The sequence below is a fragment of the Aquella oligotrophica genome (genome assembly GCF_002892535.1).
GTDB classification, from domain to species: domain Bacteria; phylum Pseudomonadota; class Gammaproteobacteria; order Burkholderiales; family UBA11063; genus Aquella; species Aquella oligotrophica.
In genome coordinates, this window is sequence record NZ_CP024847.1 from 1,181,124 (window position 1) to 1,195,984 (window position 14,861).

At 36.0% G+C, this 14,861-nt stretch carries 13 protein-coding genes and 4 tRNA genes; 10 read left to right on the top strand and 7 right to left on the bottom strand.

The features are described 5' to 3' along the window. The first annotated feature begins 1 nt into the window (after position 1). The 10 genes from CUN60_RS05420 to CUN60_RS05465 all read left to right on the top strand — a co-directional run bounded on the left by CUN60_RS05420 (position 2) and on the right by CUN60_RS05465 (position 6,819). Entirely contained in the window at positions 2 to 304 is a 303-nt protein-coding gene (locus tag CUN60_RS05420; protein WP_102951057.1) for a (2Fe-2S) ferredoxin domain-containing protein, read from the top strand. 70 nt (positions 305 to 374) lie between these two features. Further along, positions 375 to 3,158 (top strand): magnesium-translocating P-type ATPase, encoded by a 2,784-nt coding sequence (gene mgtA / locus CUN60_RS05425; RefSeq protein ID WP_102951058.1) that lies wholly within the window; start codon positions 375 to 377, stop codon positions 3,156 to 3,158. Between the two features lie 138 nt (positions 3,159 to 3,296). Then, positions 3,297 to 3,372: transfer RNA gene (locus tag CUN60_RS05430), tRNA-Gly, on the top strand. 27 nt (positions 3,373 to 3,399) lie between these two features. Further along, a tRNA-Gly gene (locus tag CUN60_RS05435) sits at positions 3,400 to 3,475 on the top strand. 24 nt (positions 3,476 to 3,499) lie between these two features. Further along, positions 3,500 to 3,573 (top strand) — tRNA-Cys (locus CUN60_RS05440). Positions 3,574 to 3,594: 21 nt separating this feature from the next. After that, a tRNA-Leu gene (locus tag CUN60_RS05445) sits at positions 3,595 to 3,685 on the top strand. Positions 3,686 to 3,786: 101 nt separating this feature from the next. Further along, positions 3,787 to 4,239: an rRNA maturation RNase YbeY gene (ybeY, locus tag CUN60_RS05450; protein WP_102951059.1), complete on the top strand. Its 453-nt coding sequence runs from the start codon at positions 3,787 to 3,789 to the stop codon at positions 4,237 to 4,239. Between the two features lie 2 nt (positions 4,240 to 4,241). Next, positions 4,242 to 5,051, top strand: a complete 810-nt coding sequence (locus CUN60_RS05455; protein WP_102951060.1) for a CBS domain-containing protein — start codon at positions 4,242 to 4,244, stop codon at positions 5,049 to 5,051. 3 nt (positions 5,052 to 5,054) lie between these two features. Further along, entirely contained in the window at positions 5,055 to 6,647 is a 1,593-nt protein-coding gene (lnt, locus tag CUN60_RS05460; protein ID WP_102951061.1) for an apolipoprotein N-acyltransferase, read from the top strand. Continuing rightward, the gene (locus CUN60_RS05465) at positions 6,625 to 6,819 is read left to right on the top strand and encodes a hypothetical protein (protein WP_102951062.1); all 195 of its coding nucleotides are present in this window, start codon (positions 6,625 to 6,627) and stop codon (positions 6,817 to 6,819) included. The genes lnt (CUN60_RS05460) and CUN60_RS05465 overlap by 23 nt, the downstream gene beginning before the upstream one ends. 5 nt (positions 6,820 to 6,824) lie before the next feature. Here CUN60_RS05465 and lnt (CUN60_RS05470) read toward each other — a convergent pair whose 3' ends face one another. The 7 genes from lnt (CUN60_RS05470) to CUN60_RS05500 all read right to left on the bottom strand — a co-directional run bounded on the left by lnt (CUN60_RS05470) (position 6,825) and on the right by CUN60_RS05500 (position 14,604). Continuing rightward, positions 6,825 to 8,288, bottom strand: a complete 1,464-nt coding sequence (gene lnt / locus CUN60_RS05470; protein ID WP_158649302.1) for an apolipoprotein N-acyltransferase — start codon at positions 8,286 to 8,288, stop codon at positions 6,825 to 6,827. Positions 8,289 to 8,356: 68 nt separating this feature from the next. Continuing rightward, positions 8,357 to 9,811: a carotenoid oxygenase family protein gene (locus CUN60_RS05475; protein ID WP_102951064.1), complete on the bottom strand. Its 1,455-nt coding sequence runs from the start codon at positions 9,809 to 9,811 to the stop codon at positions 8,357 to 8,359. Between the two features lie 50 nt (positions 9,812 to 9,861). Beyond that, positions 9,862 to 10,488 (bottom strand): TetR/AcrR family transcriptional regulator C-terminal domain-containing protein, encoded by a 627-nt coding sequence (locus CUN60_RS05480; protein ID WP_102951065.1) that lies wholly within the window; start codon positions 10,486 to 10,488, stop codon positions 9,862 to 9,864. Positions 10,489 to 10,557: 69 nt separating this feature from the next. Continuing rightward, on the bottom strand, positions 10,558 to 10,812 hold the full coding sequence (locus CUN60_RS05485) for an HP1242/YdcH family protein (RefSeq protein WP_102951066.1): 255 nt from the start codon (positions 10,810 to 10,812) through the stop codon (positions 10,558 to 10,560). 80 nt (positions 10,813 to 10,892) lie between these two features. Next, positions 10,893 to 12,425, bottom strand: a complete 1,533-nt coding sequence (locus CUN60_RS05490; RefSeq protein ID WP_158649303.1) for a UDP-glucose--hexose-1-phosphate uridylyltransferase — start codon at positions 12,423 to 12,425, stop codon at positions 10,893 to 10,895. 13 nt (positions 12,426 to 12,438) lie between these two features. Beyond that, the gene (locus tag CUN60_RS05495) at positions 12,439 to 13,416 is read right to left on the bottom strand and encodes an aldose epimerase family protein (protein WP_102951068.1); all 978 of its coding nucleotides are present in this window, start codon (positions 13,414 to 13,416) and stop codon (positions 12,439 to 12,441) included. Positions 13,417 to 13,419: 3 nt separating this feature from the next. Next, the gene (locus CUN60_RS05500) at positions 13,420 to 14,604 is read right to left on the bottom strand and encodes a galactokinase (RefSeq protein ID WP_102951069.1); all 1,185 of its coding nucleotides are present in this window, start codon (positions 14,602 to 14,604) and stop codon (positions 13,420 to 13,422) included. Between the last annotated feature and the right edge of the window lie 257 nt (positions 14,605 to 14,861).

Sequence of the window (14,861 nt, forward strand, 5' to 3'; positions counted from 1 at the left end):
AATGTTTTATCAAAAACATGTGTTTTTTTGTACAAATCAGAAAGAAAATGGTAGTGGTTGTGGAAATTTGGCTAGTGATAGTGGATTTGCCTTTGCCAAATTATACTTGCAGTCCCTTGATTTATGGGGTGAAGGAAAGTACCGGGCTTCAAAATCAGGCTGCCTTGGGCGTTGTAAACAAGGTCCTTTGTGTGTTGTGTACCCGGATGGTATTTGGTATTCCTATGTTGATGAGGATGATGTAAGAGAAATAATCGATAGTCATTTATTGCAGGGGAATGTTGTTGAACGTCTCAAATTATAGATACTTAACCTAAAATTAAGAACGACTAAAATCAGATAATTATATTTTTAAGCATGGTTGGATAATAGGGATGAAGTTTGTAAGCGTACTGAAAAAAAAAGTTTTATCATTTTTTGATAATCGGTTTACCAATCGTCGGCAGTTTCATGGGGATGCCAACCATCTGGATGAAGAATATCCAGTTGATTTAAATCAGGCACCAGCTACAATTACCCAAAATTTAATTACATTTTCCTATCTTTCCAATGCGGAAGCATTACTTACCTTGGGTTCTGACCTTGGTGGGCTTACCCCGTATGAGGTTGAATATAAGCTTTCACAATTCGGGCATAATGAGATTGACAAACAGGAAGAATTATCTTGGTATAAACATCTGTGGCTAAGTTATAAAAACCCTTTTAATCTCCTTTTAACCCTTCTTGCCATTGTTTCTTTTTTTACCGATGATATGAAGGGGGCAACCGTAATTAGTTCAATGGTGGTGATCTCAACTATTCTTCGTTTCGTGCAGGAACGTCGTTCAAATAACGCTGCTGATAAATTAAAAGAAATGGTAAGTACTACTGCCACTGTTATTCGCCAAGAAGATGACGATGAAGAAGACGATGAACACATTGCAGAACTTGAAAAACAAATTATGGCAAGTAATCCGGCACAGATGGAAAACCGGGTTGAAGTTCCAATAAAAAATCTGGTTCCGGGTGATGTAATTACACTATCTGCAGGAGACATGATCCCCGCAGATGTCAGAATTCTGACTGCCAAAGATTTGTTTATTTCTCAAGCGGCTTTAACAGGTGAATCTTTACCAGTTGAGAAATTTGCAGCTCAATCCAAGGAGAATATCAAGGATGTTTTGGAGCTTGAAAATATTGCTTACATGGGTACCAATGTAGTTAGTGGTTCAGCACTAGCTGTTGTTTTGACTACTGGTAAAAATACTTTCTTTGGTTCGCTTGCAGATAAGGTTATTGCTGAAGATGCTGCTGAAACTTCATTCCAGAAAGGAGTAAACCGGGTAAGCTGGCTTCTGATTTATTTTATGCTTATTATGTCTCCGATTGTATTTCTGATAAATGGTATAAGTACTCATGCCTGGCGTGATGCAGCATTATTTTCCTTATCCATTGCCGTTGGGCTAACTCCGGAAATGTTGCCGATGATTGTTACTTCTACCCTTGCCAAGGGGGCAGTATTCATGTCGCGGCGGAAGGTAATTGTCAAGCGGCTTGATGCTATTCAGAATTTTGGCGCAATGGATATTTTGTGCACCGATAAAACTGGCACACTAACCCAAGATAAGATTTGTCTTGAAAAGCATACTGATATTTTTGGTGATGATTATGATGATGTTCTTGAATACGCTTATTTAAATAGCTATTATCAAACTGGGTTAAAAAATCTGCTTGATGTTGCAGTTTTGGAACGAGCTAATTTTGGTGATATACCATTACTGGTAAAGAAGTATTCCAAGGTTGATGAAGTTCCATTTGATTTTCAGCGCCGTCGGATGTCGGTTGTGGTTGCAGATACAACTGGTGGAAATTTGTTAATCTGTAAGGGTGCTGTTGAGGAAATGCTTACTTGTTGTACCCATGCCGAACATGATGGTCAGGTCATGCCATTAACCAATGAATTATTGAATAAATTGCGCTCTGTTACCGCTGAACTTAATGCAGATGGATTGCGTGTTGTTGCTGTTGCCAAAAAAAACTATCCTGAAGCAAAAGGGAATTATTCAGTTAATGATGAAAAAGAAATGATTCTTGTTGGTTATGTTGCATTTCTTGATCCACCAAAAGAGACTACTCAACCGGCAATTGAAGCCCTTAACCGCCTAGGAATTGCGGTTAAAATTCTGACTGGTGATAATGAGCTTGTTACTGCTAAGGTATGCCGTGAAGTTGGTCTTGATGTTGAAGGTTTATTGCTTGGTTCTGACATTGATAATCTTTCTGATGGAGAATTAACTGTTATTGCTAAAAATACTACCGTATTTGCAAAACTTACACCAAGCCACAAAGAGCGTATTGTTGATATTTTACGAGCCAGTGGTCATGTGGTTGGTTTTATGGGTGATGGAATTAATGATGCGCCTGCTTTACGGGCTGCAGATATTGGAATATCAGTAGATACAGCAGTTGATATCGCCAAGGAAGCCGCAGATATTATTCTTCTTGAAAAAAGTTTAATGGTGCTTGAGCAAGGTGTAGAAGAGGGGCGAAAAACTTTTGCCAATATGCTGAAATATATTAAAATGACTGCTAGCTCCAATTTTGGTAATGCCTTTTCAGTTTTGATCGCCTCAGCATTTATTCCATTTTTGCCTATGCTACCAGTTCAGCTATTATTGCAGAATCTTATCTATGATATTTCGCAAACTGTGATACCATTTGATAATGTTGATCGTGAATTTGTTATGCAGCCACAGCGTTGGGATCCAGTAGATTTGCGCCGATTTATGATTTTTTTTGGTCCAATAAGTTCTCTTTTTGACGTTTTGACATTTTTTGTCCTTTGGCATTTCTTTGGTGCTAATAGTCCAGATCATCAGAGTTTATTTCAAAGTGGCTGGTTCCTTGAAGGGTTACTCACTCAAACCTTGATTGTACACATGATTCGGACAAGGAAAATTCCATTCTTGCAAAGCACTGCTGCTTGGCCAATATTGTTAATGACAACTTGTGCGGTCGCGCTTGGAATTATAATTCCGATGTCATCAATTGCTCATATGGTTGGCATGCAAGCATTACCTGGTTCTTATTTTGTCTTTTTGGTGCTTGCGATTGCTGGATATATGATTCTTACCCAATCGCTTAAAGGAGTTTATGTTCGTAAATACGGCTGGCAATAAAATGAACCAAAAATAAAAGTGGATTTAAAATAATTGTTTAGTTGGTTGATGCCCTGTTTTTAGTATAAATAGTTTGACATAAGCTGAAACCTTGTGGCATAATGTGTACCTCGACAAGATCAGCAATAAATTAAAAATGCGGGAATAGCTCAGTTGGTAGAGCACAACCTTGCCAAGGTTGGGGTCGCGAGTTCGAGTCTCGTTTCCCGCTCCAAGATTTTGTTAAGTAAATATAGTATGTGCGGGAATAGCTCAGTTGGTAGAGCACAACCTTGCCAAGGTTGGGGTCGCGAGTTCGAGTCTCGTTTCCCGCTCCATAAATTAGAGCCTATATATACTGTGGCGGGATAGCAGAGTGGTTATGCAGCGGCCTGCAAAGCCGTGGACGCCGGTTCGATTCCGACTCCCGCCTCCAATTCAGAATAATGGTGTTAATGCCGCGGTGGCGAAACAGGTAGACGCAAGGGACTTAAAATCCCTCGGGATATACAACTCCCGTGCCGGTTCGATTCCGGCCCGCGGCACCATTTCCAGTGATCAAAAATAAATCCAGTCAAGTATTTAATTTAAGTAGTCAATATTTTATAGAATCGTTTATAATTATTCTCTAATATTAGCATGAAGATTTATGATTAAATTTAGTTATTTACGTGGCAAGCATAGAGATTATCAGCCATCCCGATCCTGTTTGGGCAAACTTGTTCGAACTTCTCTCCAGCATGATTTTTCAATTGTTCAGCTATCTATTAGTATAGTTGGGTTAGCCGATTCACAGCAACTTAATCTCTCATATCGTAATAAAGATAAACCAACTAACGTGATTTCACTTGAGTATCCGGAAAATCGCGAGCAGTTTAATATGTTAACCGGAGAGCTTTTTTTGTGTGATGAAATTATCATAAATGAGGCACAAGAACAAGATAAAGAAATTCTTGACCACTATTACCATATGATAATTCATGGACTCTTGCATCTTCAGGGATATGACCATATCTTGGATACAGATGCAGAAGTGATGGAGTCACTAGAAATAAAGATATTAGACCAATTTGGTATCAGAAACCCCTACCTTGAAAGATAAATATGAAGTTATTTGATAAAAAAGTATGGCAGGAATTTTTTGCTGCACCGATAAATAATCGTAAAGACTTGTTTGAGGTGATAAAAAAAGCGGCAAACTCAAATGTTTTTGATAAAGATAGCCTTCCTTTAATAGAGGCTGTTTTACAATTTGGTGATATGCGAGCTAAGGATATTTTGCTTCCACGTCATGAAGTTGATATAATTGATTTAAATAATCCAATCGAGGATATTATTCGTTTGATAATTGATACCGGGCATTCCCGATTTCCGGTGATTGATGGGGATGTGAATGATATCGTGGGGATTTTCCATAGTAAGGACATTGTTGGTTATATTGCTAATCCTGAAGAGTTTGATCTGCGTTCTTTGCTTCGTCAGCCAATGTTTATTCCAGACATGAAGCCACTAGACAGCCTTCTGTATGAAATGCGAGTTAAGCATAGTCATATGGCAATTGTGGTCGATGAATTTACTAATATTTCTGGGATTGTTACACTTGAAATGATAGTAGAACAGATTGTAGGTGAAATTGATGATGAGCATGACTCAATTGATGGCGAACACTCTATAGTTGAACTCTCAAATGGGGTTTTTCGGATTAAAGGTCACTGTGGTCTGGAGCAGTTTAATAATATGTCGGGCTTATTTTGGTCTGATAATAAAGTTGAAAGTGTGGGGGGGTTTGTTGCTAAGAAACTTGGGCGGATTCCACAGACTAATGAAAAATTGTTACTAGAAGGGTGTCAGGTTGAGATTGTCAATGCTGATAGTCGTAAAATAAATACTTTAGTAATTCACGTGGTCAGTTGATTCATGAAGGTTAAACAATCTTTAATTTATTTGGCACTTATCATAACAGGTGCTTTCACAGTGCTAGCTTTTGCACCAGCTAATCATGGTTTATGCCTGATTATTGCCTTACTTGGACTATTGGCATATATAGAATACTCAATAGCCACTCATGAACTACATTCAAATCTGCTTTTGGGGGCTTATTGCTTTGGTTTTGGTCTCTTTGTCGCACAGCTCTACTGGTTTTTTTCATCCATTTATTATGTAATTGGTGCACCCTTAATTGTAGCGATTCTAGCTATTTTTATCTGTAATGGTTATCTGGCATTATATGTGCTTCTTTCTGTTTGGCTATATAAGCGTTTACGCACGCCATTTAGCGAATTTAATTACATTATATTATTCCCTTCGGTATGGGTATTGGGTGAGTGGCTTCGTGGCTGGATTTTCACTGGCTTCTCTTGGTGTGATATTGCTTATGCGCAAGTGGATAATTCACTAATGCAGGGATATTTTCCGGTAATTGGGAGTTATGGTATTTCTTGGCTTACCATGAGTATCGTTGGTTTTATCTTCATGATTATTCAAAACCGACATAATTTGCTTGCTGGTAATAGGCAGAAGATTAATTTAGCCCAAAGAGCTGCGATTATATATTTTGCTTTAATTGCAATTGCTGGTTATTTTTTACATGGCAAACAATATACCGAGAAATATGGTAAGCCAGTTAAAATTGCGATGATACAGGGAAATATTGCTCAAAGTCAAAAATGGAGTAGTAAGGAAATTTTAAATACCTTGGGTATCTACTCCAGTCTTATTGCTAAAGCTAAGGCAGACATTGTTCTTTTGCCAGAAACAGCTTTTGTGGTATATAGCAATTTTTTGCCACAACATTATCTAGCTGATATTGTCCATTTTGCTGAATCAAATGGTGCTGAATTGGTAATTGGGATGCCTAAAGTTATAGATAAAAAAGGCAATTATGTAAATGCAGCTGTAGTTGTAACCGATCCTAAAGAAAAATATTATGCCAAGTCACATCTGGTTCCTTATGGTGAATACACACCTTTTGCTGGAGCCTTTAGCTGGTTTTATTCATTGATTCAGTTGCCGATGGTTGGATTTAGCAGTGGTGGTGAAAATCAGCCGCCATTGGTGATAGCAAACCAAAAGGTCGCATTTAATATCTGTTATGAAAATGGTTTTGGCAGTGAGTTAATTGAGGCAGCAAAACGCTCTACCTTAATGATTAATATCAGCGATATGGTTTGGTATGGAACAACGATAGCCAAAGACCTACATTTGCAATTATCTCAAGCAAGGGCAATGGAGAATCAGCGCTATTTTATTCAGGAGACGAATACTGGCTTGACTGCAATTATTGATCCGTTTGGCAAGGTGATAGCTAGATTACCTGAATTTAAGCGGATGATTATGACTGATTCTGTTAATGGCATGATCGGTACTACTCCATATCAAAAATATGGTAATTATCCGGTAATAATGCTATGCGGTTTAATTATATTATTGGGATTTATCATTAATAAATTTTATTTTTCTCGAATTATTGTAACAAAGGATATTAAAAATGAAGAAAGTATTAATAACTAGTCTATGTGTTATGTTTTCATTTAGTTTTGCTAGTGAAGTGAGCCAAGCTGCTGATCAGCAAGCTATGCAGGATTGTCTAAAAACAAAAACTCAGGCAGAATGTAATCTAGCAAATAAAGCAGCCAAGAAGGCTGCAACGGATGCTAAAAATAAAGAAACTACTGGTCAATAAAGAAATTAGATAAAGAAAATAACACCGATGATTAATAGGGAAATTATCCAAATTGGGTAATTCCCAACTACTTGGAATGGTGTTATGCCAATATATCCCTGAATAGTGCCAGTTAATGTGCCTGCAACGAATGGTGTAATACTACTTTCTATTTCACCTTTTGGATTTATTATCGCAGTATCGCCAGTATTCCCATCTTGCAGGAAGTAACGTTGTGTTTCTAGTGCTCGTCCTTGCGAGAATTGAAGAAAATCATCCTTCATTCCAGTTTCACCATACCAAGATAAATCAGACTGATTAAGTATAATGGTCGCATCTTTTGTACTATTAGCGACAAAATCATTTATGGTATTTTCATAACAGATATTAAAAGCAAATTTTTGCCCCTTGATTTCAGCCGGTGCTTGTTTATTTGTTCCCGCACTATAATTACTTAATTGGTCGGTAACAGCACTAACCAATGGTTCCATAAATGTATCTTTAAGTGGGTTATATTCACCGAAAGGAACTAGATTATGTTTAATATACACTGGATTTTCAAGGTCACTCAATTTTAATGTTCCGGTATATTTAGTGTTTTGGTTAATATGAATTGAGCTACCAAATAGAATCTCAGCATTATTAATGGCGGCAATAGTTTTTAATTGTTCTAGATATCCAGGGGTTAGGGAATGGTAGTTGGTACCAAATACGGTTTCTGGCAAGACATAAATGTCCGCATGATTACTTGTTAATAATTCGCTTGAAACAGTTTCTATTTCATATAGTGTTTGAAGCGAGTAGTTTTTACTGGAAAAGATACTGGGTTGAAGTAGGGCAATTGTTAATGGCGTACCTGAGGGTTTAGTATAATTAATTTGCCCGAGTATCGTAGAGCCTCCAAGAAAGATAAAAATACCAATTAATAGCCGGATTACGTTTTTTTGGTTAATCCGAAATAGCAAATATGCAATAGCTCCTGATAGCGAAAGAATAATCCAAGAAACACTATATACACCAAGGAAAGGAAACCATCCTCGCAATAAGGAATTATTAACTTGTGTGTAGCCAAGAGCATACCATGAACGGGGGAAAAACCAGCCACGCATTAGTTCGGTTATCACCCATAATGAAGGCAGCAGTAAGAGTAAATTAAACCATTGCCAGCGAGTCTTATAGCGACTATAGATTAAAGCAATTATTCCTATATATAAAGATGTGTATAAACAGATTATTGACGTTAAAAGATATGAAAGAAGATAGCCACAACCAAGTTGTAATCTAAAATAATAACTAAACCAATAGCCAATAAATGCAATCACAGCCCCTAGATAAAAAGTATAACCATACCAGAAGCTTGATCGATTTCCTCGCTTTTCTAGAAAATAACAGAAAATAGTCATAGTAATAAAAATCAGGAAGCTAATTGCATGTGGTGGAAATGCTAGATTTGCAGTCATCCCGAGTAGTAGTATCAATAAATAATACAATAAAGTTCTTATGAGTTTATTTGAATTAAGAATTGATTTTATCCGATTTATAAAATGTGGCATATGGCTTAAAATTTATTCGTATTATAAAAATTTCCATGTAGTGTGAATGGAATATGGCATGGCAAGTCAAATCTGACTATTTCGGTCATATCATGAGCATTTAAAAATAGCAGAAAACTAAGATGTCTATTTGCATCGTAGACATTAACCATGATTATGCCATCATCTTCATCATTCGATGTTGGATTTTTAATAAAAATTGGCTCTGATGGGTAACACTCTGCTTGATGCCATACTTTTATATCTTTTGTAAAATTAATATTTTGTTTTATTAGTCCATTAAAAAAGTCGTTAGGGCGGGACTCATCTCTATATACTCCCCAAACATAATTGTATATCCGATTATGGTATTTCCTGTTAATATATGGAAATTCTATATTAGTTGTTGTTATTACCTTGTGGCTTACTGCCATTTTATCTAAATTTAGGGTATAGCGTTTGATCGCGGTTGAAATATCCATGCTATTTTTGGCAAGGTTTTGCAGATAAAATTTATTATATGGGTTATCTTCAAGGTTTTCATATGTAATTAAGTCAATGATTAGCTGCTGTTCTTCGGTTTCATAGCTATTTATTCCATGAAGGAAAATAAATGCTGTTGTTGGGATGTATTTAATATTTCCAGATTTTCGTTCTATTACTATAAATTCGCTGGTACAGTTTTTATTATATTCAAGAGAGTCATTAAAGGGGTTGGTTAATAATCTTGCCGCAGATGTTTGTATTGGTCCTGCATAAAGAATTACATAATTTTCTGTCACGAAGAAACTATGGTTATAGAATAAATAAGGCTTACTAAATTCTGCAAGCTGCTCGCGCAAGATACTTGAATCATTCCTATCCAGAGTAGTTATTTTATATATCTTGTATTTTATCTGGCGTGGTGCAATCTCAATCAGGAGGTTAAATAATTCACCATTTTTTGCATCATAGACTGGATGTGCTGTGGTCATTTGTCCTTTGAGGGAGTCCTTATATTTTGTTTTACCAGTAGTTGTAAGTGATATTGGATTAACAGAAAGATTATTATTAACTTCAGTCATTGCAATGAAATCGTCTTTAATTTTTACTATATTAACATTGCAGCTTGGGTTTAATATATCTTTTCCTGACATCATACTAATGAGATTTTTGATTTTATCGAAGATACCTAATGGTGCTCTGGTGGCAAATTCATCATGGATCATTTTGCCTCTTTGATGAGCATTATACTGGGAAGATTTAATAAATGAATTGGAAAATAGTATTTCTGTATCAGTGATTTCAAACTTATATAGCATTGCCAAACCATCAAACCAGTGTTTGACATTTGTTTTACCAATGCTGAAGTGTGCCGGACCAATTTTTAATAATGTTCCTCTTAGCCAATCTGGCAGGCTATTAGGATTACCAATTTTGAATTTTGTATATTCTTTATCAAGACTGGTAAATCCTCTGGCAAAATTATAGCTATTTTTCATTTCATTCTTTTATCAAGCTTTAGTGTAAAACAATAAATCAAATTTAACTATTATTTTAACAACTGCTCGCAGCCATTTATAATCAGTTTTGCTCCAAATGAAAAGGACTCTTCATGATTATAGCCTTTATAGAGATCAAAAAATCTTTTTATATTTTTAAAGGATGGATTAATATTTTGTGGCAGGCTTGGATGCTCACGATTAATCTGTGCTGATTTATATTCAAATTCAACATGTCCAAGTATAAACATGCGCATGATTCTGCCGATATATGCGGAATCTTTGAGACTAAAGCCATAACCTTGCATTTTAATCAGATACTTCTCAAAGGTTTCTCTGGATTCATCGGAATTTGACTCATAAGAAGCAAAAAGCTCAAAAAGAAATGGATTATTAAGGAAGAACTGCCGCATATTTCGCATTAAATGTAATAAATACTCTTGCCAACTATCATCATCAGGGTTTAGCGTTCCCATTAAATGATTGGCATTAAATGCATAAGCTTGTAGCATGATAATTAGATCAGCTTTATTTTTCATATGGACATAAAGGGATGGGGCTTTGATGCCAAGTCTGGTTGCCAGATTGCGCATGCTTAATTTACTAAGCCCGTCTTCCTTGATTATTTTTAGTGATTCTTTACAAATTAATTCTTTGGTAATATTTTTTGATGCCACCAGTTACCCCTCATGATTTGGCAAATAAAAAGCCGATGTATGTTATTTACATCGGCTATAACAGAGTTATTAGTTACGAGTATTTTTATGATTATTCATCATGTTATATAGTTCATCTTTAAGTAACACACGTTCTTTTTTTACTTTCTCTAGCTCGAAGTCGCTCATTACTTCCTGTTCATGATCAACTTTGTGAACTAGAGTATCTAGTTCTTCATATTTTTTTAAAATATGCTGAAAATGATGATCATTCATTTTTAATTCATGAAATGATTCTTTTAGTTCAGGAAAGCTTTCTGTTAAATTCTGATTTGGTGTTCTCATCCAATGCGTCCTATTAAAGTTAAACAGATCTTAATTATAACATATTTAATAAGGGTATTATAAGTTTGCCATATAAATTTTTATAGTGCTAATAATTCATCTAAAAAATCATTAATACCTTGATCTCCTGCTATCGTTTGTTTGAAAACTCCTGCATCTTCAAGTACCAGACAGAATTTGTCACCAACCTCATTTTTTAGGATTTGCGAAAGATTTTGATTGGCAAAATTGTTATATTTGGCATATAGTTCAGTCAACCAGTTTTCATGTTTTAACATTTTGTCGTCGTATAAGAGTTCAATTGAAGCAAGGTTTTTGTCATTCATTTCAAGAAAACGCGACATTTCCTCCAGTTCATAGTCGAGCCTTCCTGGTAAGATTGCTAGCCCCATGGCTTCAATTAGCCCAATGTTTTCTTTCTTAATGTGATGTAGATTTTCGTGTGGATGAAAAATCCCATCAGGATGAGAGGAGTTTGTTCTATTATTACGGAGCATTAAGTATAGCTGGTAGTTATCGTTATCTATTTTTCTAAGTACTGGTGTGATTGCGTTATGTCTTACCCCTGTTTCTGAAAAGGCAATTATACCTAGTTCAGGCATTGAAAAATGATACCAGTGTTTGATTATTTTTGCAGTAAGTATTTGAAGGTTGCTACGTTTTCCATTTAGGCGCAGGGTACTAACAGGCCAGTTAAGGTATTCAATCTCAACATTATCAATCTTGCGGCTAAATCTTACACCGGATTTTTCAATCGGAAATACATAATTTCCTGCTTGGAAATGATCATGGTTAAGAATCGAACCACCAACAATCGGAATATCGCTATTTGAACCAATCAGATAATGTGGAACCTGATCAACAAAGTCAAATAATGAGTTAATAGTATTTTGATCGATAAGCATAGGCTTATGATTTTTATTGATTATAATTGAATGTTCTGGATAATAGGCATATGGTGAAAATTGAAAATACCATTTTTGCTGATTTAAATCCAGCTCCAGTATTCTATGATTGTGGCGAGCTGGCTTACTGCTAGTACCAGCAAAACCTTCGTTTTCTATGCAGAGTAAGCATTGTGGATAGGCACTATCTGATTTTGGCTGTGATTTAAGTTTGGCAATTTCTTTGGGGTCTTTTTCTGGTTTTGATAGGTTAATGGTTATCTCAAGATTTCCATACTTGCTTTCGCTTGTCCAGCTTTTATTACGCTTAACTGCTGCTACTTTTATATAATCGCTATTACAGCTAAAGTTGTAGTACCACTCTAATGCATTTATAATGCCATCCGTAGATTTTATCTGGTTAAATTTGTTTTCGACGCTACTTGGTGGTGGAAGCATTATATTAATTATCTTGCAGATTTGTTGTTCTTCAGTTTCACCAATCCTGTTTTTAATACGCTCCTCAAGTTTAGCCAGAATCAAGCTGGCACATTCAGCTGGAGTAATTTCATCATTTCTGGAGCTTATGCTATACGAATTTAGTGGGGTAAGATCAAACAAATCACAGTATTGATTACGTAGGTAGATTCTATCTCTTGGCTCAAATAATGCCATTTGTTCGCCGCAATCAAGTAACCTTTCTACCAAATTTAATAATTCGTTTTCCATGATAATTCCTGATTTAAAATAGACCAAATTGCCATGTATTATAACTGGAATAAGTCTTCTCTGGTGTATAGATGACACTTTCGCGGTATTTTTCCCAGTTAATGGCATCTGGCATTGCTTGAGTTTCAAGGCATATTCCGCTATGCTTTAGATGATTTGCTGTATAAACTACGCAAACTGCTTGATCTGTTTCAATTCTGAGAATACGCCTACTTACTGGATCTGTGAGGGTTATTTTGTTATTCTTTAAAATAAACGGATGGTCAAGTCCGTTAGCTATCTCTAACTGTGGATGCTCCTGATTGATAATATTGGCAATTGTCGTACCAGATTGTAAATCAAACGGAGTATTTTTAACTGAGGTGATAACTTTGGATACTATTCCACTGGCATCAACTTCAGCAAAATAATCTGCATCTAGCATTAACTCTTGACGTAGTGGATTACTTCCCGAAGTTAAATCAAAGTAGCTATGGTTGGTAAGGTTAATAATAGTAGGGGAGTCAGTTATTGCACTATATTTGATAGTTAGCTGGTAGGTTTCTTCAATTAAATACTCTACTACGAAATTAATATTTCCCGGGAAACCTGATTCACCATCCTTACTATGATATGTCAGGCGTAAGCCTTTTTCGAGTATGGCTACATTCCAGAATTGTTTATCGAGTCCATTGGGTCCACCATGTAAATTATGTTTGCCATTATTCGCTGCTAGACGATAGGTTTTACCTGCAAGATTAAACTCTGCATTGGCAATTCTACCCGCAAAATGCCCGGTAATTGCACCAAAATGCCCAGGGTTTTCCGGATTAAACTCTGGATGTTTCAGGACTATATTTTCTATTTTTCCCGATTTGTTGGGTATAAATATTCCATTAATGATTCCGCCATAATTAAGAATATTTACCTGAAATCCATTCTCGGCTATAAGTTGATATTCTATTACATCAGTGTTATTGTGTCTGGCGATTATATTTTGTCTTATTTGCATCGTTTATTCCAAGGCTATTTCTCTGGCACCAGCATCTGGATTTACCAGGTAAAAGTCAGGAGTTATACCTGTTGCTGCCTGATATTTGGTGCTTACTTCCTTAATGAAGCTATCCACCTGATTTTCGATAACTAGATTTACCGTGCAACCACCAAAACCAGCACCAGTCATGCGTGCGCCTATGCATCCCGGATGTTGCCACGCTGCAATTACAAGGCTATCTAACTCTTTGCCGGTTACTTCATAATCATCACGTAATGACATATGTGATTCGCACATTAATCTGCCAAAATCAATAAGCGTATTTTTACCCAGTGCGGCTACTGCATTTAAGGTACGCTCGTTTTCACTAACGGCATGGCGAGCACGTTTGTAGATTGTCTTGTTTTTGATTAATTGTTTATTGGCTTCTAGTATTGCCAAATCAATTTCACCAAGGCTTTTTATTTTTAGTTTAGTTTGTAATAATTTCAGGGCGGTTTGGCATTCCTGAAGGCGTTCATTATATTTGGAATCGGCTAATCCCCGCCGTTTATTGGTATTGGCAATAATCAAACGATAGCCGTCAATATTAAGTGGTGCGTATTGGTAGTTTAGCGTATTGCAGTCTAGTAATATCGCTTGGTTCTTTTTGCCCATGGCTGATGCAAACTGATCCATTATTCCGCAACTTACCCCAATATACTTGTTCTCAGCTTTTTGCCCAAGTTTGGCTATTTTAATTGGGTCAAAATTGGCAGTATATAACTGATTTAACATTGTACCAGTTACTATTTCTATCGAGGCAGACGAGGATAATCCTGCGCCATTGGGGATATTACCAAAATATAGTATATCAAAACCATGCTCAAGCTTGATTTTCTCTGCTTTAAACTGGCGGATTACGCCTTTAGGATAGTTTACCCAGTCATGTTCTTTGTTAAATGCCAGATTAGCTAGGTTAATTTTTATTATTCCCAGATCCGGAAAATTATCCGAATAAAAGCGGCATATTTTATCACTACGTGGTGCGACTATAGCATAGGTACCAATATCCAATGCGCAGGGGAATACATAACCGCCATTGTAATCGGTGTGTTCGCCAATCAGGTTTACTCGCCCAGGAGCAAAGAATAATTGTGGCTTATGCTGATTATCATAGAGAGAACTAAATTTTATAATTAAGCTTGTTATCAGATTATGATTCATTTTGACCCTATTTATATTATATTTTGCTAGATTAAATTCTTTTAAATGAAAATCGGTGGATTATTAGTTTAATACATTATTATACATTTTAAGTACTAGCAGATAATTGATTTATCAGGTAAATATGATGAAGTAAACTGAGATTAGTAAACGGTATCTAGTTATTAAAGAAATGAGGTTGTATTAAAAAGCCTAGAGCTGGCACTCTAGGCTTTAAATAAGTAGGCTATTTTTAGTGAATATCATAGCTACAAAAA

What these genes read in the sequence shown, in the direction of transcription:
- CUN60_RS05420 (WP_102951057.1), top strand. Translation starts at nt 2, where the DNA reads ATGTTTTATCAAAAACATGTGTTTTTTTGTACAAATCAGAAAGAAAAT.
- mgtA (WP_102951058.1), top strand. Translation starts at nt 375, where the DNA reads ATGAAGTTTGTAAGCGTACTGAAAAAAAAAGTTTTATCATTTTTTGAT.
- ybeY (WP_102951059.1), top strand. Translation starts at nt 3,787, where the DNA reads ATGATTAAATTTAGTTATTTACGTGGCAAGCATAGAGATTATCAGCCA.
- CUN60_RS05455 (WP_102951060.1), top strand. Translation starts at nt 4,242, where the DNA reads ATGAAGTTATTTGATAAAAAAGTATGGCAGGAATTTTTTGCTGCACCG.
- lnt (WP_102951061.1), top strand. Translation starts at nt 5,055, where the DNA reads ATGAAGGTTAAACAATCTTTAATTTATTTGGCACTTATCATAACAGGT.
- CUN60_RS05465 (WP_102951062.1), top strand. Translation starts at nt 6,625, where the DNA reads ATGAAGAAAGTATTAATAACTAGTCTATGTGTTATGTTTTCATTTAGT.
- CUN60_RS05475 (WP_102951064.1), bottom strand. Translation starts at nt 9,811, where the DNA reads ATGAAAAATAGCTATAATTTTGCCAGAGGATTTACCAGTCTTGATAAA.
- CUN60_RS05485 (WP_102951066.1), bottom strand. Translation starts at nt 10,812, where the DNA reads ATGAGAACACCAAATCAGAATTTAACAGAAAGCTTTCCTGAACTAAAA.
- CUN60_RS05490 (WP_158649303.1), bottom strand. Translation starts at nt 12,425, where the DNA reads ATGGAAAACGAATTATTAAATTTGGTAGAAAGGTTACTTGATTGCGGC.
- CUN60_RS05495 (WP_102951068.1), bottom strand. Translation starts at nt 13,416, where the DNA reads ATGCAAATAAGACAAAATATAATCGCCAGACACAATAACACTGATGTA.
- CUN60_RS05500 (WP_102951069.1), bottom strand. Translation starts at nt 14,604, where the DNA reads ATGAATCATAATCTGATAACAAGCTTAATTATAAAATTTAGTTCTCTC.